This is a genomic window from Pseudarthrobacter sp. 902506025 (genome assembly GCF_040702325.1).
Classification (GTDB): domain Bacteria; phylum Actinomycetota; class Actinomycetes; order Actinomycetales; family Micrococcaceae; genus Arthrobacter.
Map to the genome: position 1 here is coordinate 69,403 of NZ_JBFBKW010000001.1, position 25,828 is coordinate 95,230.

Consider the following 25,828-nt stretch of genomic DNA (forward strand, 5'->3'; position numbering starts at 1 on the left):
GGTTGCTCACGCTTTCAGTGTAGGTACAGTCACGGCGGGATCAGCCCGCCAGCCGGAGGCGGACCCCGTTGAGTTCGGTGGACGGCGTGCCGAAAAGCCGTACGACGGCGGCGGCCAGGTCAGCCACGTCCGTGGCCCCCGGGAATTTCCGCTCGGGGTGCGCGCGGCGCAGTTCGTCGTCAACGAGTGCCTTGACCACCAGGATGGTGGCAGCAGCCAGGTGTCCGCCGTCCCCGGCGGCGCGGCGGAAGCCATCCGCCATGGCCATGGTCCAGGCTTCCGCGGCGGCCTTCGCTGCAACGTAACTGGCCACCGCGGCGGTTGGTTTGTCCAGGGCGGTGGAGGACACCATGGCAAACCTGCCGGCCGGAGATGCGGCGATGTCGTCGAAGAAGACGCGGGAGACGTTGCGCAGTGTGGTGATGGCTCCGCGCTCCAGGAAGTCCCAGTCGTCGTCGGATTGGTCGGCGATGCCCTTGGCCCCGCGCCAGCCACCCACCAGGTGGATCACGGCGTCAACGGGCCCGACGGCGGCGCTGACCTCCGCCCGAAGCTGGCGGACGCCGTCGGGGTCGGCGAGGTCGCACGTGAAGGGGGTGACGCCGTCGCCCGCCTTTTCCGCCGCCGCCCCGATCCTGGCCCGGTCCGAGCCCGCGGTGGCGACGCGGTGCCCTGCCGCAGCCAGTGCGCGCGCAACGGCGACGCCGGACGCGCCGCTGCCGCCGGCCACCAGGACCGTAAGGGCCCCGGTGACGCTGGGGGCAGCCGCGGCAGTGCCGGAACCGGTCACAGGGCGGAGCGGCCGGTGATGCCGGCGGTTGATTCGATGACGGGGCGCATCTTCTTCTCCAATGCCTCGTAGAACATGGACAGCGGGAATTCGTCGTCCAGGACCTGGTCCGTGAGGCCGCGGGGTGTTCCCGCCAGTGGCAGCGCGTCCGGCCCCTTGGCCCACACGGAGGCCGGGTTGGGGGTGACGGTTGCGGACACCAGCTGGTAGGCCGCCAGCCAGTGGGCGGTCTTGGGCCGGTCGATGGAGCGCCAGTACAGGTCATCGATGCTGGCTCCCAGGGCGATCACAGCGTCCGCCACCTCATCCCAGTCGATGGTAAGCCGTGTGTCCGTCCAGTGCAGTACGTGCTGCTGGTGCAGCCAGGCGAAAAGGAGCTGGCCACCCAGGCCGTCATAGTTGCGGACCCGGCTGCCGGTGATGGCGAAGCGGAAGATGCGGTCGAAGATGATGGCGTACTGCACGAGCTTGGCGTGCCGCCGGGCCTCGGGGTCGGCGTCGTCGTCCTTTTCGATCCGGACGGACTCGCGGAATGCGGTGAGGTCGCAGCGCAGCTCCTCGAGCGAGTACAGGAAGTAGGGCATCCGCTGCTTGATCATGAAGGGATCGAAGGGCAGGTCGCCGCGCATGTGCGTCCGGTCGTGGATCAGGTCCCACATGACGAAGGTGGCCTCGGTGAGGTCCTGGTCAGCGAGCAGTTCGGCCGCGCCCTCCGGGAGCTCCAGGGAGGTGATCTCCGCGGCCGCCTTGAGCACGCGGCGGAACCGGGCAGCTTCGCGGTCGGCGAAGATGGCGCCCCAGGTGAAGGTGGGGGTCTGGCTGACCGCTACCGTCTCGGGGAAGAGGACGGCCGAGTTGGTGTCGTAGCCGGGCGTGAAATCGACGAAGCGGATGGGGACGAACAGCTTGTTGGAATACTCCCCGGCTTCCAGTCCCGCGATGAACTCAGGCCAGATCACTTCGACCAGCACCGCCTCAACCAGCCGGTTGCTGCTGCCGTTCTGGGTGTACATGGGGAACACCACCAGGTGCTGCAGGCCGTCAATGCGCTGCTGCTGCGGCTGGAACGCCAGCAGGGACGACAGGAAGTCCGGGACGGCGAACCCGCCCGCGGCCCATGCCCGGAAATCAGCGCAGGCGGCCTCAAGGTACTCCGCGTCGTGGGGGAAGGCAGGGGCCAGCGCCGTGAGGGCCTCCACGATGGTTTCCACGGACCGGGCTGCCGCCGTGTGGTCCGCGGGCTCGGGGACGGAACCGTCCTGGACCTGGAGGGCCTGCAGGGCGGTGGCTGCGCCCTTGAGCCGCAGCCAATCCTCGTTCTGCGCGGAAATACCGGTGACGGCGCTGGTCAGGGTCTCTGTCATCGTCGGCTGCCTTTCTGGTTGCCTGCTTCTCTGGTGAGCGTAACAAGCAACCAGCAGGACTTATGCCCGAAGGGTTGTTGAATAAGAAATTCTTAGGCTACGGCCCGGCTGGGGAGGAACGAGACCGGCCCCCGGCTGTGGGAACAGCTGGGGGCCGGTCTTTTTGGACGGGTTGCGGGGACTTCCCGTGGTGCTCATCGCTTAGCCCTGGGGTCCGTCGCCGGCTGCCTCTTTGGCCACGAGCCGGAGGGAGACCGAGTTGATGCAGTAGCGCTGGTCGGTGGGCGTTCCGTAGCCCTCACCCTCGAACACGTGCCCCAGGTGTGAGTCGCAGGAGGCGCACCGCACTTCGATCCTGTCCATGCCCAGAGTGCGGTCATGGATGTAGCGCACTTTGCCCTCAGTCAGAGGGGCCCAGAAGGAGGGCCAGCCGCAGTGGGAATCGAACTTCTCATTGCTGGTGAACAGTTCAGCGCCGCACGCGCGGCACTGGTACACGCCCTCCGTGTGGGTGTCCCAGTATTCGCCGGTGTATGGCCGTTCCGTCCCTGCCTGGCGCAGGACGTGGTATTCCTCCGGAGTCAGTTCCTCCCGCCACTGGGCATCACTTTTCTGGACTGCGGCCTCGCTGTCCGCAGCCTCCTGTGCGCTGCCATGCTGCGTTCCGGGGCCAACGCCTGGTGCCTTGTTCCCGAAGATGCTGTTTCCAAAGATGCTCATAGCTTTCCCAACGCTTAGGAGTCGCCGATAAATCCCGAGCCCGCGTACAGGTGGAGCACGGGGACGCCGAGTTGGTCCTGCGCCTTGTTGGCCCAGTCAGTGTGGAACGTATCGGCCACGGCATGCGGCCGCGTGATCACGACGGCCTGGGAAGCGCCGGTTTCGCGGACCTTTGCCACCAGGCTGTCAACGGCCTTCCCGTCCACCACCTGGCCGGTCACACCGGAGCCCAGTCCCTCGAGCGCCGCGAGGGAGGCTGCCAGCGTGTCGTCGGCGTGCGCCCGTTCGGTGGCGGCATCAGGGTTGCGGGCGGCGAGCTCACGGAAAGCCTTGGCAACGTCCAGCATGGACACGTTCTCAAGGAAGTCCACCAGCAGGTGCCGCTCGGTATTGGCCGGGACCAGGACCAGCAGGCGGCTGTCCGCACCATCCACGAGCCGTTCGATGTTAACGCGGTCGTCCGCGCCCAGGGGTTCTTCAGTCAGGATGACGATGGGATCACTCATGGCCTTAGCCTAGTCCCGCCCGCTGGCCCCCGCACTGCACCTGCCCTGGGACTGCGTGGGCCCTTGAACTGTGTGGGCCCTCGAACTGCACCGGCCCCTGAACTGCACCGCGGCCCGCGTCCCTCCCGGGCCGGCCCGGCGTCGCCGTGCCGCCCGGGTGCTGGAATGCGGGTATCTGCGGCAGGGCCGGTAAGAATAGTCCCATGGCACCTTTCCGGCGAGCGCGCCCTGCAATGACTGCATCCACCAGGGAATCCGTTGGGGTGTCGCCGGGGGCCAAATGGGCCGTTGGCGGCGCCATCGCCGGCGGCTCGGTGGCGGGCCTGCTGGGAGCGGGTTCCTCTGCGCTCGCCGTGTATTTCGCGCGGCGGGTCATCACTCCGGCACGGCAACGGGCGGCCGACAAGGAAGTCCTGGCGGTGATCCGGGACGGGCAGAAGCTGCAGGTGATCCTGGCCGCGAACGACGACACCACGGTGGACGGCGTCTACGGGTTCTTCTTCGACGGCGGCAAAGGGCACGCACGGATCGGCCGCATCGTGTCCTACTCTCCCGCCGAGCGGACTGTGCTGCGCGAGGTCGAAGCCGTGTACAGCGGGGATCTCTCCACGGCACGCTGGGGATGGTGGAGCGGTGCCACCTACCCGGACCCGGCTGCCGTCGGAATCCCTGCCGAGGACGTCCTGATTCCCGTTGAGCGCGGCGAAGCTCCCGCCTGGCTGGTCCGGGCAAAGGGAACTGCCCGGACCTGGGCCATCATGGTGCACGGGCGGGGTGCCACCCGCCAGGAGGCGCTGCGGGCGGTGGGACCGGCGCTGGAACTGGGCCTGACCAGCCTGCTGGTGTCCTACCGGAATGACGGGCTGGCACCGTCAGCCGATGACGGCCGCTATGGCCTGGGCTCGACGGAGTGGCAGGATATCGAGGCTGCCATCGGGTACGCGCTGGCCAACGGTGCCGAGGAAGTTGTCCTGTTCGGCTGGTCCATGGGTGGGGCCATTTGCCTGCAGACTGCCGATCTCTCCCGCCACCGCCACCTGATCAGGGCGATGGTGCTGGACGCACCGGTCATCGACTGGGTGACAGTGCTGGCCCACCATGCGCAGCTGAACCGGATTCCGTCGCTGGTGGGCAGGTACGGCCAGCTGATGCTGGGCCACCCGCTGGGGCGCAGGCTCACGGGCCTCTCAGCGCCCGTGGACCTGAAAGTCATGGACTGGGTGTCCCGGGCCGTCGAGCTGCGGACGCCAACACTGATCATCCACAGCGTCGACGACGAGTACGTACCGTACGGGCCGTCGGCCCTGCTGGCCGAGCGGAACCCGGAGATGGTGACGTTCGAGACGTTCAACCACGCACGGCATACGAAGGAATGGAATGTGGACCCCGAACGCTGGGAACGGCTGGTGAAGGCGTGGCTGCGCCAGCAGCTCGCTCCGCGCCTCAATCCCGGCTCCGGCCTTACCCCTGGACGCATGGCAGAATCACCGGCCCAGCCCACGCAGGCGGGTGGCTGACATGGCGAAAGCACGCCCGGCAGGAACTGTGACCGGCCGCGGCAGGGAGCTGGCGGCGGAGCTTGCCGGGCTGGTGGCGTCGTCGGGCCCCGGACGGCCGGCGCAGGCCTCGCACGCGCCCTTCGACGGCTCAGTGGTGGGTGAAGTGCCCGTATGCACCCCGGACGACGTCCATGCCGCCGTCGAAACCGCGCGCATGGCGCAGCGGCAGTGGGCAGCCCAGCCGATCGCCGAACGCCGCGCGGTGATCCGGCGGTTCCTGGCGCTGCTCCTGGACCGCGAGCAGGACGTCCTTGACCTGGTCCAGGCGGAGAGCGGCAAGTCCAGGCTGAGCGCCTTCGAGGAGTTCGCGGACGTGGTCCTGACGGCCAGCTATTACGAGCGGACCGCTGACCGGTATCTTCGCCCGCGCCGCCGGAAGGGCGCGGCCCCGGTCCTCACGCGCACCACGGAATACCGGATACCCAAGGGGGTTGTGGGTGTCATCAGCCCCTGGAACTATCCCTTGACGCTTGCGGTTTCGGACGCCATCCCGGCCCTGCTGGCGGGCAACGGCATCGTCCTGAAGCCTGACTCGCAGACGCCCTTCACGGCCCTGCTGATGCTCAGGCTCCTGCGGGAGGCGGGCCTTCCGGCGGACCTGTTCCGGATCGTCACGGGACCGGGCACGGAGATAGGGCCTGCCTTGATCGGGCGGGTGGACTTCCTGATGTTCACGGGATCCTCCAGGACCGGCAAGACCGTCGCCAGGCAGTGCGCTGAGCGGCTGATCGGCTTCTCCGCCGAACTGGGCGGCAAGAACCCGATGCTGGTGCTCGCGGATGCGGACGCGGGCAAGGCGGCTGCCGGCGCGGTGCACGCCTGCTTCTCCAACTCCGGGCAGCTGTGCGTCAGCATTGAGCGGATCTACGTCCATGCCGACCTTTATGACCGGTTCCTGGCGGCGTTTACAGCCAAGGTGAAGGGCATCCGGATGGGGTCCGGGCCGGACTGGGACATTGGCATGGGGTCCCTTATCAGTACGGCACAGGTGGAGCGGGTGGACCGCCACGTCCAGGATGCGCTCGCAAAAGGCGCCCAACTCCTGGCCGGAGGACGGCGCCGTCCGGACCTGGGTCCGCTGTTCTATGAACCCACCGTCCTGGCCGGGGTTACGGATGACATGCTCGTCGCCCGGGAAGAGACGTTCGGGCCGGTGGTTGCCGTCTACCGGGCGGCCGACGACGACGCCGCCGTCGCCCTGGCCAACGACTCGGACTTTGGGCTCAACGCCAGCGTCTGGTCCGCAAGCCGCGGGGAAGCAGTGGCCCGCAGGCTCCAGACGGGGACCGTCAACGTCAACGAGGGCTACGCAGCCACCTGGGCCTCCCACGATGCACCGATCGGCGGCATGAAGGACTCCGGCGCGGGCCGCCGCCACGGCTGGGAAGGCATCCTCAAGTACACGGAACCGCAGACCATCGCTGTGCAGCGGCTGCTCCGGGTGGCCCCCGCCCCCGGGATGTCCAACCATGCCTACGCACGGATCATGAAAGGGGCCATCACCTTGATGGGCCGCCTTCCCCGAAACCGCTGAGGACACAGCCTGTGCCAACACCCGAGGAGAACTGAGATGGCCAAAGGAACACGACTTTCCGGTGCAACACTGTTGGTCACGGGAGGGGGAAGCGGGCTGGGCCGCCGCCTGGCACTCGGCGCCGCCCGGCGCGGGAGCCGGGTGGTGATCTGGGATGTGGACGCGGCAGCGGGAGAAGCGGTCCGCGACGAAATCCGGGCCGTCGGCGCGCAGGCTGAAGCCCACGCCGTGGATGTCACGGACCGGGAGGCGGTCAAGGGCGCCGCAGTGGGGACCGGGCCGGTGGATGTGCTGGTGAACAACGCCGGGGTGGTCAGCGGGCAGCGGCTCCTTGATGCGACGGAAGAGGCCATCCAACGGACCATGGACGTCAACGTCATGGCCCTGTACTGGGTGACCCGTGCCTTCCTCGGCGGGATGGCGCAGCGCGGGCACGGCACCGTGGTCACCGTTGCCAGTGCTGCGGGGATGGTGGGCGTCGCCCGGCAGACGGACTACTCCGCCAGCAAGTTCGCCGCATTCGGTTTCACAGAGTCACTCCGGGCCGAGCTCCGGGCGGACCACACCGGGGTCAACACGCTGGTGGTCTGCCCCTACTACATCAACACGGGGATGTTCGACGGCGTACAGACCCGTTGGCCCCGGCTCCTCCCCATCCTCGAGGAGGAGGACGTGGCAGCTGAAGTCCTTGACGCGATCGAGGCCGGCCGCCGGAAGCTCGTCCTGCCGCCCCTGGTGAACCTGCTCCCGGTCCTGCGGATCCTTCCGGTTGGCGTCTTTGACCGGCTCATGGATGTGCTGGGCGTCAACCGCACCATGGACCACTTCACGGGCCGTTCCGGCAGCCGCGCCGGGGAGCCCATCGGCTAAGCCCGGAGGTTGCCTGCGGCCAGGGAGCCGATGGGAGCCGTGACGGCGTCTGTCAGCCGGACCAGGTCAGCGGGCGCCAGCTCAATGTCCAGGCCCCGCCGGCCGCCCGAGACCAGCAGGGTCTTTAGTGCCAGGGCGCTGGAATCCAGCACCGTGGGGGAAGGCTGGCGCTGGCCGAGCGGGGAGATGCCGCCGAGGACATAGCCGTTGCGGCGCTGTGCTGCCGCGGGATCTGCCATGGCGGCCTTCTTGGCCCCCAGCGCCATGGCCATTGCCTTCAGGTCCAGGGTTCCGCTGACGGGAACAATGCCCACCGCGAGCCTGCCCTCCACGTCCACCATCAGGGTCTTGAAGACGCGGGACGGATCGATCCCCAAAGCCTCGGCTGCCTCCACACCGTAACTCGCCGCCGAGGGGTCATGGGTATACGGATGCAGCACAAAGGGAACCCCGGCCGCGGTCAGGGCCGCTGTGGCCGGGGTTCCCTGGGAGTTGTTCCTGCGTGCCATGACGGCGGGGTCAGGCCTGGCTGCGGGATGCTGCGGCAACCTTGCGCTTGATCCTGCCCAGCATGGCGGTCATGCCCCGCATGCGCAGGGGGGTGATGGCGCGGGTGAGTCCCAGCAGCTCCGGCATGTCGTCCGGCACCGACAGGATCTCGTCCGCTGTCAAACCGTCCAGGCCCTCGTGCAGCACCCCGGCGAAACCGCGCGTGGTGGGCGCCTCGGGCGGTGCCTTGAAGAACAGGCGGACGGCGCCGTCGTCGTTGGTTCCCGTCTCAACGGTGAGGAACAGCGGCGACTGGCATTCCACCACCTGCTCCAGGAGTTCGGGGTGGTCCTTGAGCCGGTCCGGGAGTTCCGGCAGTCCTTCCGAGAACTCCAGCAGCAGCTGCAGCCTCTCGGGTTCGGACAGGGCCTGGAAATCGTCCACGATTGCCGCCAGGGCGGAAGGCAAAGCTTGAGTAGTCATCGTTCCAAGTCTACGCGGGGGAGTGGGGTCAGGCTCCGACGGCGACGGGAACGGAACCCCGCTCGACGCCCTTGACGATCGGCACGCGCACGGCGTTGCCCCACTCGGTCCAGGATCCGTCGTAGTTGCGGACGGTCTCAAAGCCAAGGAGGTACTTCAGGGCGAACCAGGTGTGGCTGGACCGCTCGCCGATGCGGCAGTACGCCACGACGTCGTCGCCTTCAGCCAGGCCGGCCTCGCCGAGGTAGATGGCTTCCAGTTCCTCCCTGCTGCGGAAGGTGCCGTCGGCAGCAGCGGCGCGTGCCCACGGGATGGACGCTGCAGTAGGGATGTGGCCGCCGCGCAGGGCACCCTCCTCCGGGTAGGCCGGCATGTGGGTGCGCTGACCGGTGTACTCCTCGGGGGAGCGGACATCGATCAGGGGACCGGTGCCCAGGTGGGCCAGGACGTCATCCTTGAAGGCGCGGATCGGGGCGTCGTCACGCTCCACCACCGGGTAGTTTCCGGGAGCGGGAGCTGGCCGGTCCCTGGTCAGTTCGCGGCCTTCGGCAACCCACTTGTCCCGGCCGCCGTCCAGCAGCCGGACGTCCTGGTGGCCGAACAGCGTGAAGACCCAGAGGGCGTAGGCGGCCCACCAGTTGGACTTGTCGCCGTAGATCACCACGGTGCTGTCGCGGGAAATGCCCTTCGACGCCGCGAGTTCAGCGAAGGCGGCACCGTCAACATAGTCGCGGGCCACGTCGTCGTTCAGGTCCGTGTGCCAGTCGATCTTGACGGCGCCGGGGATATGGCCGGTTTCGTACAGGAGCACGTCCTCGTCGGACTCCACCACGACGAGTTCGCCGCGGGCCACGGCACCGCTTTCAACGGCGGCAGCAAGCCACTCAGTGGAGACCAGCCGCTCAGGGTGGGCATAGGCTGCGAACTTCTCATTCTGTTCAACCGGGTAGGGCATGGCTTGGCCTTTCACTAAGATCACGGGAAACCGCGGAACATGCATTGGAACCTGTTCCCACACTAACCAGCGCCCGTGGGGTTGTCCGTATTCCGTTAATAGGGCGAAATGTTGCCTTCATCACGCCCCAGGGCGGCAGGCCGGCGTCCCGCGCGGGTTGGGCCTGCATTGCCGGTATCCTTTCTGGGGACCAACCACCAGCAGAACGGACCACCTTGGTACAGATCGAACAGCTTGCCGCCCGCACTCCGGCAGTATCGGTGGACGAACTCCTTAAGGGCTTCTACCCCTCGCCCCGGTTTGGGGAGGTTTCCTTTTCGAGCTACCGCCCCGACCCGAAGCAGCCCAGCCAGGCCGCCGCGGTGCGTGCCCTGGAGGGATTTGCCGACGGCGTGGGGTCAGGCAACGGAGGCGGGCTTTTCAAGAAGCTGTTCGGCAAGAAGGACGAGTCCAGGGCGGGAATCTACCTGGACGGCGGCTTCGGCGTGGGCAAGACCCACCTGCTCGCCTCCCTGTGGCACGCGTCGCCCGGCCCCAAGGCCTTCGGTACGTTCGTGGAGTACACCAATCTGGTGGGCGCCCTTTCCTTCCGCAAAACGGTAGACGCGCTGAGCAGCTACCAGCTCGTGTGCATCGACGAATTCGAACTGGACGATCCCGGCGACACCGTCCTGATGTCCCGTCTCATGCGTGAGCTGGCTGACGCCGGGGTCAAACTTGCCGCCACGTCCAACACGCTGCCCGGCTCCCTGGGCGATGGCCGGTTCGCCGCTGTGGACTTCCAGCGCGAAATCCAGGTCCTGGCGGACCAGTTCGACGTGATCCGCATCGACGGCGAGGACTTCCGGCACCGTGGCCTCCCTGCCGCGCCGGCGCCGCTGAAGAACAGCGAGCTCAACGCGCACATGAAGGCGGAATTCGACGGGAAGACCGTGGCCCAAGATGAGTTTTCCACCCTCATCCACCACCTGGCCGGCGTGCACCCCAGCCGCTACCGCCAGCTGATCCACGGCATTGACGGCGTGGTGTGGCGCAACGTGGAAACCATCACGGAACAGGCTGTGGCGCTGCGGTTCGTGGTCCTTGCAGACCGGCTCTACGACAAGGACGTGCCGATCCTGGCCAGCGGCGTCCCCTTCGACAAGCTGTTCACCGAAGAGATGATGGCCGGCGGGTACATGAAGAAGTACTTCCGCGCCGTCTCCCGCCTCACTGCGCTTGCCCGTGAAGGCCAGAACCACGAGCCCTCCTAGGCGGACTTCTTCCCGGGCCGGGGCCGCAGCGCCAGCCGGACCAGCAGTCCGGCCAGCAGCGCCCAGAAAGCAGACCCGATCCCGGCGAACGCCAGGCCGGACGCGGCCATCAGGAACGTGACGGCCGGGGCAATCCGGTCGTCCGGGTCCGCCAGGGCTGCCGAGACCGCCGAGGCGAGGGTGCCGAGCAGTGCCAGCCCGGCAACGGCTTCAAGCATCCCGGCCGGCGCTTTGCTGACCACCGACACCAGGGCCGCCGAGAAGGCAGCCAGCACCAGGTAGGCCAGGCCGGACGTGAAGCCCGCGATCCACCTCCTGCTCCGGTCCCCGCCGGCTTCCTCGCCGGCGGCCAGGGCAGCACTGAGCGCCGCGAGATTGATGGCATGGCCGCCGAACGGGGCCCCCGCAACAGTTCCCGCTCCCGTGACGAGCATCGCCGGGCGCCACGGTGCCTCATATCCAAAAGACCTCAGCACGGCCACCCCGGGAATGTTTTGCGAGGCCATCGTCACCACGAACAACGGGAGCGCAAGGCCCGCCATCGCCTGGAGGCTGAACGCGGGTGTGGTCCAGGCCAGTGCCGGGACCAGGCCTGCCGGTTCAACAGGGGTTCCGGCAGATGCCAGGGTTATTCCGATCACGCCCAAGGCCGCCAGCAGGGCTGCCGGCACCGCCCAGCGCGGGGCGAACTTCATCATCAGCAGCCAGCACAAGATCACCGGCGCTGCAAACGCCGGGGCGGAGCCGAGGGCTTTGAAGGGTGCCAGGCAGAGCTGGAGCAGGACACCGGCCAGCATGGCCTGGGCCAGGGAAGTCGGGATACGCGCCATCAGCCTGCCAAGCGCCGGCACCAGGCCGGTCATGGCCAGCAGCAGGCCCGCACCAAGGAAGGCTCCGACGGCGGCCGGCCACCCGCCGTCGGGCACTCCCGATGACGCAAGCAGTGCTGCGCCCGGCGTTGACCAGGCCAGTGTCACCGGGACCCTCGAACGCCAGGCGAGCACCAGCACGCCGAGTCCGACGGTGAGCGTTACGGCCAGGAGGCCGGACGCAGCCTGGGCAGGATCAGCGCCGACTGCCTTGAGTCCGGCCAGGACCACGGCAAAGGATGAGGTGAAGCCCACCAGCGCGGTGACGATCCCTGCGACCACCGGCCGGGAATCGGTCCGGGTCAGTCCGGGCTTGGTTGCCGTGGTGGGGGCGGGGGACTTGGGCATACCGGCAGGTTACCGGCCCGGGTTTGGCAACCGGCAATTCGGGGCGGCGAATGTCGCCGTTAAACGCCAAAGGTGCGGGCGCCGCCTCCCGGCGGGACCCGCACCTCCTTGACGTGCCGGGCAAAGCCCTGGCCAAATCCTTTACGGAGCCCTGTCAACCGGCGGAACCGGATTTCCAGGAGCTGCCGGGGGAACCTGCTCGGCGGCAGGTTCCTGCCCCGGGGTGCCGTTCTTGTCAACGAGCTTGGAAGCGCCATCCTGGATCTTGTCGACGTGGCCTGCGTACTTGCCGCCGGTCCTGGTGTCGACGAAATCGCCGGCCTTGGTGATGCCGTCCTTGATGGCCTGCTCGTTGCCGCGGATGAGACCCTGAGCCTTGCCCTTTAGATCGTCAATCAAACCCACGGGCACCTCCCTTCTATCGCGGAGCCAGGTCGCTCCTCGCGCATTCGATCCTATCCGGGCCCGGGCGGCGTGCCAAGGGAATCACGTTCGCCAGCAGCGGATGCGGCTTAAACGAAAAAAGCAGCTCCGGAGAGCTGCTGTTCGTGTGTGGGCGATACTGGGATCGAACCAGTGACCTCTTCCGTGTCAGGGAAGCGCGCTACCGCTGCGCCAATCGCCCGGAACCGGAAGACCGGCTTATGGGATATAAGAGAGCGGACGACGAGATTCGAACTCGCGACATCCACCTTGGCAAGGTGGTGCTCTACCAGCTGAGCTACGTCCGCATTGTGCAGATTGTTCCGGAAAAATCCGGCGGTTCTGCCAGCAAGTTGCCTTGCCGAGTGGGCGATACTGGGATCGAACCAGTGACCTCTTCCGTGTCAGGGAAGCGCGCTACCGCTGCGCCAATCGCCCATTGCATCCGGAAACCCGGAAACCATGGTTTTCACCGAGGTGGGTACGGGATTCGAACCCGTGTATACGGCTTTGCAGGCCGCTGCCTCGCCTCTCGGCCAACCCACCGTGTTAGCGTCAATTCCGAAGAATGTTTGCTGTGACAGTGTCCTGCGAGCGGACGACGAGATTCGAACTCGCGACATCCACCTTGGCAAGGTGGTGCTCTACCAGCTGAGCTACGTCCGCATTTTGGAGGCTTGATTCCTTGCCGTTTCCGGCATTTCCTCGCGTTCCAACGAGTAAAAACAATATAGGAGGTTCCGGGAAACTCCAAATCGCCCCGGCGCGGCCGGCCCGCATGGGCCCAACAACCGCGGAATTGCGCGAAATTTTCGAGTTACAGGCGTGTAATTCCGGCCAGGGTGAGTACGGCCGCCCCACCTTGTACTGCCTGATGCGCTGCTTTCGTGCAGGCGCGGGCGGGGGTGGACGTGGCTGCAGGACCCCCATGGAGCATGGCTTTGCGTGTGGCGCCGGCCGATTTTTCAATTGGGGCAGACGTGGGCTAGCATTCAAATGCATCGGGGCGATTGGCGCAGTGGTAGCGCGCTTCGTTCACACCGAAGAGGTCACTGGTTCGAACCCAGTATCGCCCACCGCAGAGGTCCGTTTCCGCTCATCAGCAGCGGAAACGGACCTTTTTTGCGTGCGGCTTCTGCCGCCGGAGATTTTGTCGGCCCCCTGTGAAAGAGTCTTTTGTATGACTGATCCGCTTCTTGCCCACGCCACCGAATACGGCCGGATGTACGCACGGTCAACGTCTGAGCAGTTCTCGGTTCCTTCCATCACCACGGTGATCAGCCAGCAGCCGCACGGCCTCGATGGCTGGTTCGGCTATATGGGTGCCAGCAGCCTGGCCAACGATCCGCTGCTTTCCGACTGCCTGGGGAGCCCGGCCAAAATCAAGCAGGCCATCAACCGTGCGGCAAAGGCGGCCGAAACGTACCGGGACGACGCCGCCAGGCGCGGGGACCGGGTCCACAACTACTGCGAGCAGGTGGCCCTGCGGGCGCTCGGACGCCCCCATTCCATGAAGGAAGCCCGCGATGCCCTGGCCGCCAACGGGGAGGAGGCTTTCGCCGTGCGCTTCGACGAATGGTGGGAACTCTTCCGCGTGGAGCCCATCGCCCCGGAAATCACGGTCTGGAACAACTCGGTGGGATACGCGGGAACCCTTGACCTCGTGGCCAGGATCAACGGACGCATCTGCCTGATCGACTACAAGACCAAGGGCACAACCCGGGACGGTCAGGTCAAGCCCCTGGATGACAAGGTGGTGATGCAGCTGGTTGCCGGCATGAAGGCGGAAGAAAGCCTCGTGGATCCGGAGGCGGGGACCTGGGAGCCCTGGAAGTACGGTGAGGACCCGGTCCTGCTGGCGGTGGCCATCGGTGAAACGGAGGTCCGCCCCGTCCGGGCCAACCCTGAGGTCCTCAAGCACCACTGGTGGAAGTTCTGCGCCCTGCGCCGCGTCTGGGAACTTTCCGCGGACACCATCAGCGCGGGCACTGCGCTGCTGCCCATCGCACCCCCGCCCCTGGCCCGTACTGCCTAAGGAGACGGTGCACGTGAAGAGACTGCACCTAAACTGGACAGGTTCACTTTCCCGCCAACCGTGAGGACACCCAGCGCATGGCTATTCTGAATATCCGCATCATCGGCGATCCTGTGCTGCGCACAGTTGCCGATCCCGTGACGGAATTCGGACCCGACCTTGCAAAACTGGTCGCCGACATGACCGAGACCATGGAGGACGTGGAAGGAGCCGGCCTTGCCGCTCCCCAGATCGGCGTCAGCAAGCGCATCTTCACCTACCGGATCGACGGCGTCGAGGGCCACATCATCAATCCTGTCCTGGAGAACAGCGAGGACTACCAGCCGGACCACGTGGAGGGCTGCCTGTCCATCCCGGGCCTGGGCTTCCCGGTCCGCCGTTTCCGCGCCACCCGTGTCACCGGCGTTGACATGCACGGCAACCCGGTCACCATTGACGGCGAGGGGATGCTGGCGCGCTGCTTCCAGCACGAAAACGACCACCTGGACGGCATCCTTTACACGGACCGCCTCGAGGGCGAGGACCGGAAGGCGGCGCTGAGGTCCATCCGCAACGCCAATTACGACGCCGTCGCCGGACGGACCACAGCCAAACGCGCCAAGAGTGTGGGGTCAAGCTTCGGCGGGACCAGCTTTGGCGGAACCAGCACCCCCGGCTCCAGCTTCGGCGCAGCCGGGTGAGGGTCCTCTTCGCGGGGACACCCGCCGTCGCAGTTCCCTCCCTGGAAGCGCTGGTCAACGCCGGCTTCAACGTCGTTGCCGTCCTGACCCGGCCCGACGCGCCGCTGGGCCGGAAACGGGTGCTGACGCCGTCGCCCGTTGCCCAGCGGGCCGCGGAACTGGGCATCGAGGTCATCCGTGCCGCACGCGTCGATGCCGAGGCCATTGCCAGCATCAGCGCGGTGCAGCCGGACGTCGCGGCCATCGTCGCCTATGGCGGACTGGTTCCCCGCGATGCCCTGGGCATTCCGCGGCACGGCTGGGTCAATCTGCACTTCTCCCTGCTGCCCGCCTGGCGCGGGGCGGCGCCCGTCCAGCGGTCCATCATGGCCGGGGACGACGTCACCGGCGCAGTGACGTTCCAGCTTGAGGAAGGCCTGGACACCGGGCCCGTCTTCGGCACCCTGACGGAGGCCGTCAAGCCCCAGGACATGGCGGGTGACCTTTTGGAACGGCTGTCCCACAGCGGCGCGGTCCTGCTGGCCCAGACGCTTTCTGCCATCGATGCCGGTAAAGCAGCGCCGCAGCCACAGGCCGGCGATGTCACGCTGGCGCCGAAGCTGACCCTGGAGGATGGCCACCTGAACTGGGCGCATCCGGCCCTGGCCATCAGCAGGCAGGCGCGCGGTGTCACCCCCGAGCCCGGTGCGTGGACCGTGCTGGACGGGCAGCGGGTCAAACTTGAGCCGGTGCGGCTGCGGCCAGATGTTTCCGGGCTTGCCCCGGGATCCGTGGCACTGCGGGACAAGGCCGTGCTGGTGGGGACAGGTTCGCACGCGGTGGAACTTACCCGGATCCAGCCCGCCGGGAAAAAGATGATGGCCGCCGCCGACTGGGCGCGCGGTTTGGCTTCACTGGAGAGCGTGGTGTTCGAATGACCGGGTCCGGAGGCAATAAAGGCGGACGGGGCAGTGCCGGGGGACGCAGCGGCGCCGGGAAAGGCGGGCAGGGCGGCAGCGGCGGACCTGCCGGCGGCGGCCGTGGGAACGGCGGTCCCCGGGACGCCAGCCGGCGGAACGCCAAGGGGCGGGAACGCAACCGCGGGCCGCAACGGAGCTTCACCGACCAGGCGCCGTCCCAGCGCACCAGGCGCGCAGATCCCGCCCGCCTGGTGGCCTTCGAGGTGCTCCGCGCCGTGGCGGCGGAGGATGCCTACGCCAACCTGGTCCTGCCCGCACGGATCCGGCACCACCACCTGGACAAGCGGGACGCCGGATTCGCCACCGAACTGAGCTATGGGGCCCTCCGCGGCCAGGGAACCTATGACGCCATCCTGGCGCGGTGCGTGGACCGGCCCCTGGCGCAGCTTGACCCGGCCATCCTCGACGCCCTTCGCATCGGTGCCCACCAACTGCTTGCCATGCGGGTCCCGGCCCACGCTGCCCTGGACCAGACCGTAGGGCTGGCCCGCGCCGTGATCGGCGCCGGACCATCGACGTTGATCAACGCCGTCCTTCGCAAGGTCGCCGCCCGGAGCCTGGAGGAATGGCTGGACCTGCTGGTGGAAGGCGAAACCGACGCTACGAAGGTAGCCGCGGTGAGGTACGCCCACCCCGAGTGGATCGTCCGGGCCATGCGCCAGTCCCTCGTCGCCCACGGCCGTTCCGCAACAGAGATCGACGACCTGCTGGAAGCGGACAACGACGCACCTGTGGTTAACCTCGTTGCCCTGCCCGGCCTGGGCAGCCTGGACGAAGCGCTGGAAAACGGCGCCACCCCCGGGGAGCTGGTTGAAGGCTCGGCGCTCTCCAGCGGCGGGGACCTGGGCCGCCTGGCCTCCGTCCGCGCCGGTACCACCAGGGTGCAGGACGTCGGTTCCCAGCTGGTGGCCAGGGCCCTGGCCGCGGTGGACCTCGGTGCACCCGGCGGAGCGGGCGGCACGGGAAGTGAACCCACGGCCGGTGACGCTGAAGCATGGCTTGATCTCTGTGCCGGTCCCGGCGGAAAGGCAGCGCTCCTTGGTGCGCTGGCACACCAGCGGGGCGCCACACTGCTCGCGAACGAGCCCGCGCCGCACCGGGCCAAGCTGGTCAGCCAGGCACTGTCCGCCGTTCCGCACGACAGCTGGCAGGTCCGCACCGGTGACGGCCGTGAAGTGGGCGGTGAGCAGCCCGGGCGGTATGACCGTGTCCTGGTGGACGTTCCCTGCACGGGCCTGGGAGCATTGCGCCGCAGGCCGGAGTCCCGGTGGCGGCGCTCGCCCAAGGACATTGCAGATCTCGGGCCGCTGCAGCGCGAACTGCTGGCCTCGGCCCTGGGTGCCGTCCGGCCAGGGGGAGTGGTGGCCTACGTGACCTGTTCACCGCATCCCGCCGAGACAACAGCCGTCGTGGACGACACCCTGCGCAAGCGCCCTGACCTGGAACTCCTCGATGCCGGTGCGGCCCTGGACGCGGTCAGCCTGACCGGGAGCCTGGGCGCCGGCCACGAGTCAACGGCGCAGCTCTGGCCCCATATCCACCACACCGACGCGATGTTCCTGGCCCTGATAAAGAAGAAGGCCTGACCGGGCAGAACGCCTGGGTTTCCCACCACGCACCTTGAAAGGCACCCCCGTGACGCAATGCTGCATCAATCCGAGCATCCTCTCCGCCGACTTCGTGAACCTTGAGGCCGAACTACAGCGGATCAGCAATGCCGACGCCGTGCACGTTGACGTCATGGACAACCACTTCGTGCCCAACCTGACCATCGGGTTGCCCGTCGTGCAGCGGATCCAGGCCGTCAGCCCCGTACCGCTTGACGCCCACCTGATGATCGCCGACGCGGACCGCTGGGCGCCTGGTTTCGCGGACGCCGGCCTGGCCTCCGTGACGTTCCACGCCGAAGCTTCCATTGCGCCCATCAAGCTGGCACGGGAACTGCGCAGCAGGGGATCCAAAGCGGGCATGGCCCTGCGCCCGGCAACCCCGGTGGAGCCATACCTTGACATGCTGCCGGAACTCGACATGCTGCTCATCATGACGGTGGAACCGGGCTTCGGCGGCCAGGCGTTCCTGGACATCACCCTGCCCAAGATCCGCAGGGCCCGCGCGGCCGTGGAGGGCTCCGGGCTGGGGGTGGCCATCCAGGTTGACGGTGGCATCACGGAAGAGACCATTGCCCGGGCCGCCGAGGCCGGGGCGAACGTCTTTGTGGCCGGTTCCGCCGTCTACGGCGCCGACGATCCGTCCGCTGCCATCGACCTGCTGCGCGCCAAGGGCAGCCGGACATTACGCGCGGCGACGGAATAACCGGGAGCCCATCCCGGTTGTGGCACAATAACAACACACATACGTGCTCCGGGGTCGGTGTAAGTCCGAACCGGCGGTGACAGTCCGCGACCCGCGCGCCGTTGTTCTCCCAGGAGGGCTCCGGCAAACGGTTGAACCGGTGGAATTCCGGTACCGACAGTTAAAGTCTGGATGAGAGAAGCACGTACAGCTGTATCTGCGCAGCCTTTTGGCTCCGCAGCGTTCTGCTGTCGTATCCCCGGAGCCATCGCGGTTCGACAGGGAAGGAACGACACACGAATGAACCCCCAGCGATGGCTCTTAAACGCCGCAAGCCCTGCCGCTTCAAAGGCAGGCCACACCTCCGCAACGGCAGCCGCATGACGGGCGCCGTAAAGCTTCAGCCCGCCGCCGGGGTGGTCACCGCCTTCAGCGCCGCCGAAACCGCGGCCATGGAGCAGGCCCTCCAGGCAGCGCTGAAAGGCCCCCGCGGCGCGAATCCCCTGGTGGGCGCCGTCGTCGTAGGCGCTGACGGCAAGCAGCTCGTTGCCGGCTACCACCGCGGCGCCGGCACCGCACACGCCGAAGCCGACGCGATTGCCCAGGCCGCCGCCGTCGGACTGGACCTGTCCGGCTGCACCATGGTGGTCACGCTGGAACCCTGCAACCACGTGGGCCGCACCGGACCGTGCACGGAGGCGATCATCGCGGCCGGGATCACTGATGTGGTCTATGCCGTGGATGACCCCCACGATCCCGCTGCCGGGGGCGCGGCAACACTGCGCGCAGCCGGCGTCAGGGTCCGCAGCGGCCTGGGTGCCGACGAGGCCCTGGACCTGAACCGCCAGTGGTTCGAGGCGGTGGCTGCCAAGCGGCCGTTCGTCACCCTGCACATCGCGCAGACCCTGGACGCCCGCATCGCTGCCGAAGACGGCACCAGCCAGTGGATCTCCAGCCCGGAGTCCCTGGCTGACAACCACGGGATCCGCAGCCGCATCGACGCCATCCTGGTGGGCACCCAGACCGTGATGGTGGACAACCCCCGGCTGACCGCCCGGGACGCCGCCGGCAACCCCGCGCCCAAGCAGCCGGTCCGTGCCGTCATGGGTCTCCGCGATATTCCGGAGGGCGCCGCAATCCACGGCGACGATGGCCTTGCCGTCCACCTTCCCACCCGCGACCCGCGCGAAGCCCTGTCCATGCTGTACTCGTCCGGCATCCGGCACGTCATGGTGGAGGGCGGGTCCAGCATCCTCAGCTCCTTCCTGGCGGCAGGCCTGGTGGACGAACTGATCGTTTACCTGGCGCCCACCCTGCTGGGATCGGGCACCCCCGCACTGAACGGGCTGGGCATCACCAGCCTTCCCGACGCCCAGCAGTGGGAATGGGACGCGTCCGACGGCGGCGCGGTCCGGACGCTGGGCCGGGACCTCAGACTCCACCTCAGACCGCAACGGCACGTTGCACTTGACCACCCACCAACCCGCACAGCCGCGGAGCCAGCCCAGGGAGGCTACTGATGTTTACCGGAATTATTGCCGAGCAGGGGCAGGTGCTGTCCGTCGAGCGCGACGGCACCACCAGCGCCACGGTCCGGCTGCACGCGCCCGCCTCCACCGAGGGCCTGGCCCTTGGGGGCTCCATCGCCGTCAACGGGGTCTGCCTCACGGCAACAGCGATTGACGGCAAGGACTTCAGCGTCGACGTCATGGGGGAGACCCTGGTCCGGAGCACCATCGGCGAGCTCACTGCAGGGGACTCCGTCAACCTGGAGCGTTGTGTTCCCGCAGGCGGCCGCCTGGACGGCCACGTGGTGCAAGGCCACGTGGACGGCGTGGGCATCCTGCTCGAACGGGAACCGCAGGGCAACTGGGAGCGGCTGCGCTTCGGCGTCCCCGCCAACCTGGCCCGCTACATCGCCGAGAAAGGCTCCATCGCCATCGACGGCGTCTCCCTCACCGTGACGGCGGTCAGCCCGGCCGCAGAGCAGGAACCCTGGTTCGAAGTGGGCCTGATCCCCACCACCCTCGCCGAAACCGGCCTGGGCACCAAGACCACCGGCAGCCGGGTAAACCTTGAAGTCGACGTCCTGGCCAAATACACCGAACGGCTCCTTGCCTTCAGCAGCGCCGCCGCACCGGCCGGCAGCGGCGAAGCTGCCATTGCGGGAGGTGCACTGTGAACGCAGCAGTACGCCTGGAACCCGCCGTGGCCCATGACCCCGTGACCGGCACCCCGGCATCCGGTGACCCGGTGACCGGCCGGGCATCGTCGGCGCCCGCCCGGGGACTGGACCCCATCGCGGACGCCGTGCGAGCCATGGCCGCCGGGCGTCCGGTGCTGGTGGTAGACAACGAGGACCGCGAAAACGAAGGCGACATCATCTTCGCCGCCCAGCACGCCACGCCCGCGCTGATGGGCTGGACCATCCGGTACAGCTCCGGTGTGATCTGCGTGCCGCTGACCGGGGACCGCGCGGATGCACTGGCACTGCCTCCCATGACCGCTGTCAACGAGGACGCCAAGGGCACTGCCTACACCGTCTCCTGCGACGCGGCCGTCGGCGTCAGCACGGGAATCTCCGCAACGGACCGCGCACTGACCGCGCGCATCCTGGCGGACCCGCAGGCCGGTCCGGCATCTGTGACCCGGCCGGGGCATATATTCCCGCTCCGTGCAGTTGATGGAGGTGTGCGGGAACGCCAGGGCCACACCGAGGCCGCGGTGGACCTGTGCCGCCTGGCGGGCCTTGAGCCCGTCGGGGTGATCGCGGAAGTGGTGTACGACGACGGCGAAATGATGCGCCTGGACGGGCTCCGTTCGTTCGCAGCTGAACATGGGTGCCCCCTGATCTCCATCGAGGACCTGGTGGCGTATCTTGAAGCCGGGACCGGGGGAGCACCGGACGAGGATGCCCGGGCGGTCCCGGGTGAAGAAAAGGAGAAACGATGACGGCAGCGGCAGCCAGCGACGACAGCCAGCACAACGGTCACCGGAAGCCCCACGCGGTGTCCGGTGACGCGCCCCATCCCGTCAGCGGAGGGCCCGTGGTGCAACTGCCCACCGCCTTTGGCGACTTCGTGGCGCAGGCGTGGACGGACCTCGTGACAGGCGTGGAGCATCTGGCTGTTAGTTCCCCCAATGCTCCCACCGACGGAAAAGCTCCCCTTGTCCGGCTGCATTCCGAGTGCCTCACGGGGGATGTTTTTGGTTCCTACCGGTGCGACTGCGGGGAACAGCTCGCCTTCGCGCTGGAGCTGATCCGGGACAACGGCGGAACCCTGCTCTACCTCCGCGGCCAGGAAGGCCGCGGTATCGGCCTGGCCAACAAGATCAAGGCCTATGCGCTGCAGGAAGCGGGCTTTGACACCGTTGAAGCCAACGAGCAGCTGGGTCTTCCCGTTGATGCCCGCTGCTACAAGGCCGCGGCGCAGATCCTCGCGGAGATGGGCCTGCATGAAGTACGGCTGCTGAGCAACAACCCGGACAAGCAGAACAGGCTGGCCAAGGCCGGGGTGACGGTGGTGGAAATGGTTCCCACGGAGGTCCCCTCCCGCGAGCAGAACATCCGGTACCTGCGCACCAAGAAGGACCGCATGGAACACCGGCTGCTGCTGGACACCCAGGTGGCTCCCGTGCCTGTGACGGCCCCCGAAACCCCCTACGACCACGAACAAGACTGACGTCTTCACGAACGAACGGAACACAGGAAACCCATGAGCGGACACGGCGCCCCCGACATCGACCTCAGCACCCTCAACCCGGCTGAAACCTCGCAGCTGAAGCTGGCCATCATTGCCGCCAGCTGGCACACGCAGATCATGGATGGCCTCCTGGACGGTGCACTCCGCGCCGCCAAGGATGCCGGGATCGCCGAGCCCACCGTGCTCCGGGTTCCGGGCAGCTTCGAACTTCCCGTTGCCGCCGCGCGGCTGGCACCGCACTTTGACGCCGTGGTGGCCCTCGGCGTCGTGATCCGCGGCGGCACGCCGCACTTCGACTACGTCTGCCAGGCCGCGACGTCGGGCCTCACCGACGTCAGCGTCTCCACCGGCGTGCCGGTGGGCTTCGGCGTGCTCACCTGTGACAACGAACAGCAGGGCCTGGACCGCGCCGGCCTGCCCGGCTCCAAGGAAGACAAGGGCCACGAGGCCGTCACCGCGGCACTGGCCACCGCCGTCGTCCTCAAGCAGTACCGGAGCTAAGCGGCACTCCGCTGCACGGGCGCGGTGTGTATTCCCTCACATCGCGCCCGTCATGCAACCGCCCGGGAAGCGCCCCCACGGCCGCAGCAAGTAGGCTGGAGGGCGTGAAGAATTTCGAGACGCTGTTCGCTGAGCTCAGCGAGAAGGCAGCCACCCGCCCGGAAGGCTCCCGCACCGTCGCTGAATTGGAGTCCGGTGTTCACGGCATCGGCAAAAAAGTCGTTGAGGAAGCAGCCGAAGTATGGATGGCTGCCGAATATGAATCCGATGAAGCTGCGGCCGAGGAAATCTCCCAGCTGTTGTACCACCTGCAGGTTCTGATGCTCGCAAAAGGCCTGACCCTGGAAGACGTCTACAAGCATCTGTAGCCACCGGCCGGCGCTTTGCCGCCGGGCCCGCTGTGGCCTGCATTGCCTGAAAACCCAGACCTTCCACCCAGAAAGAATTTCCCATGCTGCGAGTAGCCGTCCCCAACAAGGGCTCCCTGTCCGAAGCCGCCTCCGCCATGCTCTCCGAAGCCGGATACCGCCAGCGGCGCGACAGCCGCGAGCTGGTCATGGTTGACCCCGACAACGACATTGAGTTCTTCTTCCTCCGCCCCCGCGACATCGCGGTGTACGTGGGCCGGGGAACGCTCGACGTCGGCATCACCGGCCGCGACCTGCTGCTGGACGCCGAGGTGGAAGCGGAAGAACTGCTTCCGCTGGGCTTCGCCGCCTCCACGTTCCGCTTTGCCGGCCCGGTGGGCGATTTCAGTTCCGCCGCCGAACTCGAGGGCAAGCGTCTTGCCACCAGCTACGACGGACTGCTGCGCAACTACCTGGCAGAACGGGGCATCAATGCCAAGGTGGTCCGGCTCGACGGCGCCGTTGAATCCTCCGTGCGGCTCGGCGTTGCGGACGCCATCGCCGACGTCGTGGAAACCGGCAACACCCTCAAGGCCGCCGGCATGGAAATCTTCGGCGAACCCATCCTCAAATCCGAAGCCGTCCTGATCCGTCGCACCGGCGCCGGCGGAGCCGCCAACGGCACGGCCAAGGAGATCGAGGTCCTCATCCGCCGCCTCCAGGGCGTCCTGGTGGCACGCCAGTACGTCCTCATGGACTACGACATCCGCAAGGAACTCGTAGAGAAGGCCGCCAGCCTGACTCCCGGCCTCGAATCGCCCACCGTCTCCCCGCTGCGGGACTCCGACTGGGTAGCCGTCCGGTCCATGGTGCCCAAAAAGGAAACCAACCGGATCATGGATGAACTCTACGACCTGGGCGCCCGCGCCATCCTGGTCAGCAGCATCCACGCCTGCCGCATCTGATCACCGGCTTCCCCAGCACCACCGAATACCAGGAGTTCCCATGGCAGTAGCAGTACGGGTCATTCCCTGCCTTGATGTCGACGCCGGGCGCGTCGTCAAGGGCGTCAACTTCGAGGGCCTCCGCGATGCCGGCGACCCCGTGGAACTCGCCCACCGGTACGACAACGCCGGCGCCGACGAACTGACCTTCCTCGACGTCACCGCGTCGTCCGGCAACCGGGAAACCACGTTCGACGTCGTCCGGCGCACCGCCGAGGAAGTCTTCATCCCGCTCACCGTTGGCGGCGGCGTCCGGGGGGTGGCCGAGGTGGACAAGCTCCTGCGCTACGGCGCGGACAAAGCCTCCATCAACACCGCGGCCGTGGCGCGCCCGGACGTCATCGACGAGATCACCCGGCACTTCGGTTCCCAGGTGCTGGTCCTGTCCGTCGACGCCCGCCGGACGCGCCCGGGATCCCAGCCCACGCCGTCGGGCTTCGAAGTGACCACGCACGGCGGCCGCACCGGCACCGGGATCGACGCCATCGAATGGGCCCGGGAAGCAGCCGACCGCGGCGTCGGGGAGATCCTGCTGAACTCCATCGATGCCGACGGCACCAAGGACGGCTTCGACCTCGAACTCATCAAGCTGGTCCGGGCCGCCGTCAGGGTCCCCATCATCGCCTCCGGCGGTGCGGGGGAGCCGGCGCACTTCCCGCCCGCCGTCGCGGCCGGCGCGGACGCCGTCCTGGCTGCGTCAATTTTCCACTGGGGCCCGGACAACATGATGTCCCAGGTCAAGGACGCCATCCGCGAAGCAGGCTTCGAAGTCAGGTAGTCCCTGTCTCCAAAAGCAACGCCAGGTCACTGTCTGTGACCTGGCGTTGCCTTTACAGGCCTACTTCGGCTGACTGGAGGAGGGCGACGGCGTCCGGCTGGCCTTCGAACGTGACCAGGGCGTGGCGGGTGCGGCCATGGGCGTGCATCAGCAGCTCGCCCGGCTCGCCGACGATGGCCACCGAAACCGGTGCCCGCTTGGCGACGTGGCGGGGTCCGGACGGCCGGACCAGGACAATACCCAGGTCCACGCCGCGGTAAAGGATGGCGGCGCGCTTAACCAGTTCATCCCAGAGCGCGTCCGAGTATGCCTCGTCCAGTGCCCGGGGGGCCCACCGGTCCACGGCGCGCCGGACGTCCTCCGTGTGCACGAAGTACTCGATCAGGTTGGCGCTTTCGTCCAGCGCCCGGATGCTCATCGGGGAGAGGGCCGGCGGCCCGGCGCGGAAGGTGTTCACCAGCCGGGCGTAGTCCTCGTTACTGGTGAGCTTGGCGGCCAGCTTTGCGGTGGCCTGGTCCGAGGCCTTGGCCAGGCGCTTGATGATCAAACCGAGCCCGACGGCGGCCTTCCGCTCGCGCAGGTAAAGGTGCGCGGCAAGGTCCCTGGTACGCCAGCCTTTGCACAGCGTGGGCGCATCAGGGCCGGCCGCAAGCAGGGTTTCGGCCAGGACTTCTCGGGACGGTTCGACGAAATGCATCACTTGTGAAACTAGCACGAGTGGTGTGGAGATGGGCAGCACTGAGACGGCCGGTGGCGTGCCGTTGTTCACAACAGGAGACCGGCCCGGCGAAGGCACTAGACTTGACCCGATGTCTGAGCAGCCAATCCCCGTCCAAACCGCAGGATCCGCCGTGTCCGCGCCCGTGCAGTCCGTGCCGGCGCCGTCCGTTGAATCCGCCCCGCCGGCAAGCCCGCTTCCCGAGGAGGTGGCCGCCGCGCTCAAGCGCGACGGTGCCGGCCTGGTGGCCGCTGTGGTGCAGCAGTACGACACGAACGAAGTGCTCATGCTTGGCTGGATGGACGACGAAGCCCTCCACCGCACCATGACCACCGGCCGCGTGACGTTCTACTCCCGTTCCCGCCAGGAGTACTGGCGCAAGGGGGACACCTCGGGGCACGTCCAGTGGGTCAAATCCGTGGCCATGGACTGCGACGGCGACGCACTGCTGGTGCGCGTCGACCAGGTGGGCGCCGCGTGCCACACCGGCACCCGGACCTGCTTCGACGGCAGGGACCTCGACGTGGTGGCCGGCCAGGCAGGGTAGGCGGCAGCCGCAGGCCGGCCGGCGTTTCCATCCGGCGGCGGCCATCCCAGCAAAGCACAACCAAGGTGCCGGCGATCCCGGCCCCTTTTTGAAGAACAGG

28 protein-coding genes, 6 tRNA genes and 1 riboswitch are annotated in these 25,828 nt (G+C 67.6%); of the genes, 19 read left to right on the forward strand and 15 right to left on the reverse strand.

The annotated features are described in order from the left end of the window. Window positions 1-40: 40 nt before the first annotated feature. The 4 genes from AB0280_RS00275 to AB0280_RS00290 form a co-directional block, all read right to left on the reverse strand. Entirely contained in the window at window positions 41-790 is a 750-nt protein-coding gene (locus tag AB0280_RS00275) for an SDR family NAD(P)-dependent oxidoreductase (protein ID WP_307489566.1), read from the reverse strand. Then, the gene (locus AB0280_RS00280; protein WP_370871762.1) at window positions 787-2,154 is read right to left on the reverse strand and encodes a DUF6421 family protein; all 1,368 of its coding nucleotides are present in this window, start codon (window positions 2,152-2,154) and stop codon (window positions 787-789) included. Before AB0280_RS00280 ends, AB0280_RS00275 begins: the two co-directional genes overlap by 4 nt. Window positions 2,155-2,355: 201 nt before the next feature. Continuing rightward, window positions 2,356-2,874 (reverse strand): peptide-methionine (R)-S-oxide reductase MsrB, encoded by a 519-nt coding sequence (gene msrB, locus AB0280_RS00285; RefSeq protein WP_307489564.1) that lies wholly within the window; start codon window positions 2,872-2,874, stop codon window positions 2,356-2,358. Between the two features lie 14 nt (window positions 2,875-2,888). Beyond that, window positions 2,889-3,380: a hypothetical protein gene (locus AB0280_RS00290; protein ID WP_366365983.1), complete on the reverse strand. Its 492-nt coding sequence runs from the start codon at window positions 3,378-3,380 to the stop codon at window positions 2,889-2,891. Between the two features lie 233 nt (window positions 3,381-3,613). Here AB0280_RS00290 and AB0280_RS00295 point away from each other — a divergent pair, with 233 nt between their 5' ends. Genes AB0280_RS00295 through AB0280_RS00305 form a run of 3 tightly spaced genes read left to right on the forward strand, consistent with a single transcriptional unit; the run spans window position 3,614 to window position 7,343 of the window. Then, window positions 3,614-4,897, forward strand: coding sequence for an alpha/beta hydrolase family protein (locus tag AB0280_RS00295; RefSeq protein WP_307489561.1), 1,284 nt, complete (start codon window positions 3,614-3,616; stop codon window positions 4,895-4,897). Window position 4,898: 1 nt separating this feature from the next. Next, window positions 4,899-6,473, forward strand: coding sequence for a succinic semialdehyde dehydrogenase (locus AB0280_RS00300; protein ID WP_366365984.1), 1,575 nt, complete (start codon window positions 4,899-4,901; stop codon window positions 6,471-6,473). Window positions 6,474-6,509: 36 nt separating this feature from the next. Beyond that, window positions 6,510-7,343, forward strand: a complete 834-nt coding sequence (locus AB0280_RS00305; protein WP_366365985.1) for an SDR family oxidoreductase — start codon at window positions 6,510-6,512, stop codon at window positions 7,341-7,343. On the opposite strand, the gene ybaK is transcribed toward AB0280_RS00305, so the two are convergent. The 3 genes from ybaK to AB0280_RS00320 are packed head-to-tail and all read right to left on the reverse strand — an operon-like array spanning window position 7,340 to window position 9,270. Continuing rightward, window positions 7,340-7,852, reverse strand: a complete 513-nt coding sequence (ybaK, locus tag AB0280_RS00310; protein ID WP_366366235.1) for a Cys-tRNA(Pro) deacylase — start codon at window positions 7,850-7,852, stop codon at window positions 7,340-7,342. The genes AB0280_RS00305 and ybaK overlap by 4 nt on opposite strands. A 10-nt stretch (window positions 7,853-7,862) precedes the next feature. Then, window positions 7,863-8,315, reverse strand: a complete 453-nt coding sequence (locus tag AB0280_RS00315; protein ID WP_159632150.1) for a SufE family protein — start codon at window positions 8,313-8,315, stop codon at window positions 7,863-7,865. Between the two features lie 28 nt (window positions 8,316-8,343). Beyond that, entirely contained in the window at window positions 8,344-9,270 is a 927-nt protein-coding gene (locus AB0280_RS00320; RefSeq protein ID WP_366365986.1) for a sulfurtransferase, read from the reverse strand. A 215-nt stretch (window positions 9,271-9,485) separates the two neighbouring features. Here AB0280_RS00320 and zapE point away from each other — a divergent pair, with 215 nt between their 5' ends. Beyond that, window positions 9,486-10,523, forward strand: coding sequence for a cell division protein ZapE (gene zapE, locus AB0280_RS00325; RefSeq protein WP_224025730.1), 1,038 nt, complete (start codon window positions 9,486-9,488; stop codon window positions 10,521-10,523). Here zapE and AB0280_RS00330 read toward each other — a convergent pair. The 7 genes from AB0280_RS00330 to AB0280_RS00360 all read right to left on the reverse strand — a co-directional run bounded on the left by AB0280_RS00330 (window position 10,520) and on the right by AB0280_RS00360 (window position 12,829). Beyond that, complete coding sequence (locus AB0280_RS00330; RefSeq protein WP_224025731.1) at window positions 10,520-11,740, reverse strand: benzoate/H(+) symporter BenE family transporter; 1,221 nt, start codon at window positions 11,738-11,740, stop codon at window positions 10,520-10,522. The genes zapE and AB0280_RS00330 overlap by 4 nt on opposite strands. Window positions 11,741-11,881: 141 nt before the next feature. Next, window positions 11,882-12,145 carry an antitoxin gene (locus AB0280_RS00335; protein ID WP_159632146.1) on the reverse strand — a complete coding sequence of 88 codons (264 nt, stop codon included), beginning with the start codon at window positions 12,143-12,145 and terminating at the stop codon, window positions 11,882-11,884. A gap of 148 nt (window positions 12,146-12,293) precedes the next feature. After that, a tRNA-Val gene (locus AB0280_RS00340) sits at window positions 12,294-12,365 on the reverse strand. A gap of 33 nt (window positions 12,366-12,398) precedes the next feature. Then, a tRNA-Gly gene (locus AB0280_RS00345) sits at window positions 12,399-12,471 on the reverse strand. Between the two features lie 58 nt (window positions 12,472-12,529). Then, window positions 12,530-12,601: transfer RNA gene (locus tag AB0280_RS00350), tRNA-Val, on the reverse strand. A 37-nt stretch (window positions 12,602-12,638) separates the two neighbouring features. Then, a tRNA-Cys gene (locus tag AB0280_RS00355) sits at window positions 12,639-12,709 on the reverse strand. A 47-nt stretch (window positions 12,710-12,756) separates the two neighbouring features. Next, a tRNA-Gly gene (locus tag AB0280_RS00360) sits at window positions 12,757-12,829 on the reverse strand. 338 nt (window positions 12,830-13,167) lie between these two features. Here AB0280_RS00360 and AB0280_RS00365 point away from each other — a divergent pair. The 14 genes from AB0280_RS00365 (at window position 13,168) to hisF (ending at window position 24,463) form a co-directional block, all read left to right on the forward strand. Beyond that, window positions 13,168-13,239, forward strand: a tRNA-Val gene (locus tag AB0280_RS00365). Window positions 13,240-13,343: 104 nt separating this feature from the next. Beyond that, window positions 13,344-14,198 (forward strand): cytochrome, encoded by an 855-nt coding sequence (locus tag AB0280_RS00370; RefSeq protein WP_224025732.1) that lies wholly within the window; start codon window positions 13,344-13,346, stop codon window positions 14,196-14,198. A 77-nt stretch (window positions 14,199-14,275) separates the two neighbouring features. After that, complete coding sequence (gene def / locus AB0280_RS00375) at window positions 14,276-14,878, forward strand: peptide deformylase (RefSeq protein ID WP_159632144.1); 603 nt, start codon at window positions 14,276-14,278, stop codon at window positions 14,876-14,878. Next, window positions 14,875-15,795, forward strand: coding sequence for a methionyl-tRNA formyltransferase (gene fmt, locus AB0280_RS00380; protein ID WP_366365987.1), 921 nt, complete (start codon window positions 14,875-14,877; stop codon window positions 15,793-15,795). The genes def and fmt overlap by 4 nt, the downstream gene beginning before the upstream one ends. Then, window positions 15,792-17,423: an RsmB/NOP family class I SAM-dependent RNA methyltransferase gene (locus tag AB0280_RS00385; RefSeq protein ID WP_366365988.1), complete on the forward strand. Its 1,632-nt coding sequence runs from the start codon at window positions 15,792-15,794 to the stop codon at window positions 17,421-17,423. Before fmt ends, AB0280_RS00385 begins: the two co-directional genes overlap by 4 nt. Window positions 17,424-17,472: 49 nt before the next feature. Further along, complete coding sequence (gene rpe / locus AB0280_RS00390; RefSeq protein ID WP_224025735.1) at window positions 17,473-18,150, forward strand: ribulose-phosphate 3-epimerase; 678 nt, start codon at window positions 17,473-17,475, stop codon at window positions 18,148-18,150. 39 nt (window positions 18,151-18,189) lie between these two features. Beyond that, window positions 18,190-18,338: riboswitch (FMN riboswitch) on the forward strand. A 171-nt stretch (window positions 18,339-18,509) separates the two neighbouring features. After that, window positions 18,510-19,649, forward strand: a complete 1,140-nt coding sequence (gene ribD / locus AB0280_RS00395) for a bifunctional diaminohydroxyphosphoribosylaminopyrimidine deaminase/5-amino-6-(5-phosphoribosylamino)uracil reductase RibD (protein ID WP_275181087.1) — start codon at window positions 18,510-18,512, stop codon at window positions 19,647-19,649. After that, the gene (locus tag AB0280_RS00400; RefSeq protein ID WP_307489541.1) at window positions 19,649-20,311 is read left to right on the forward strand and encodes a riboflavin synthase; all 663 of its coding nucleotides are present in this window, start codon (window positions 19,649-19,651) and stop codon (window positions 20,309-20,311) included. Before ribD ends, AB0280_RS00400 begins: the two co-directional genes overlap by 1 nt. Then, entirely contained in the window at window positions 20,308-21,081 is a 774-nt protein-coding gene (ribB, locus tag AB0280_RS00405; RefSeq protein ID WP_370871761.1) for a 3,4-dihydroxy-2-butanone-4-phosphate synthase, read from the forward strand. The genes AB0280_RS00400 and ribB overlap by 4 nt, the downstream gene beginning before the upstream one ends. After that, the gene (gene ribA / locus AB0280_RS00410) at window positions 21,078-21,812 is read left to right on the forward strand and encodes a GTP cyclohydrolase II (RefSeq protein WP_307489539.1); all 735 of its coding nucleotides are present in this window, start codon (window positions 21,078-21,080) and stop codon (window positions 21,810-21,812) included. The genes ribB and ribA overlap by 4 nt, the downstream gene beginning before the upstream one ends. Window positions 21,813-21,845: 33 nt before the next feature. Beyond that, window positions 21,846-22,334, forward strand: coding sequence for a 6,7-dimethyl-8-ribityllumazine synthase (ribH, locus tag AB0280_RS00415; protein ID WP_018770776.1), 489 nt, complete (start codon window positions 21,846-21,848; stop codon window positions 22,332-22,334). Window positions 22,335-22,438: 104 nt separating this feature from the next. Beyond that, complete coding sequence (locus AB0280_RS00420; protein WP_009358176.1) at window positions 22,439-22,702, forward strand: phosphoribosyl-ATP diphosphatase; 264 nt, start codon at window positions 22,439-22,441, stop codon at window positions 22,700-22,702. 83 nt (window positions 22,703-22,785) lie between these two features. Further along, window positions 22,786-23,646, forward strand: coding sequence for an ATP phosphoribosyltransferase (gene hisG / locus AB0280_RS00425; RefSeq protein WP_159632138.1), 861 nt, complete (start codon window positions 22,786-22,788; stop codon window positions 23,644-23,646). 40 nt (window positions 23,647-23,686) lie between these two features. Next, window positions 23,687-24,463: an imidazole glycerol phosphate synthase subunit HisF gene (gene hisF, locus AB0280_RS00430; RefSeq protein ID WP_141160745.1), complete on the forward strand. Its 777-nt coding sequence runs from the start codon at window positions 23,687-23,689 to the stop codon at window positions 24,461-24,463. Window positions 24,464-24,515: 52 nt separating this feature from the next. On the opposite strand, the gene AB0280_RS00435 is transcribed toward hisF, so the two are convergent. After that, a complete protein-coding gene (locus AB0280_RS00435) occupies window positions 24,516-25,160 on the reverse strand; it encodes a TIGR03085 family metal-binding protein (RefSeq protein WP_110544633.1) in 645 nt (214 codons plus the stop codon). 112 nt (window positions 25,161-25,272) lie between these two features. Here AB0280_RS00435 and hisI point away from each other — a divergent pair, with 112 nt between their 5' ends. Continuing rightward, entirely contained in the window at window positions 25,273-25,728 is a 456-nt protein-coding gene (gene hisI / locus AB0280_RS00440; protein ID WP_307489536.1) for a phosphoribosyl-AMP cyclohydrolase, read from the forward strand. Window positions 25,729-25,828: the final 100 nt, after the last annotated feature.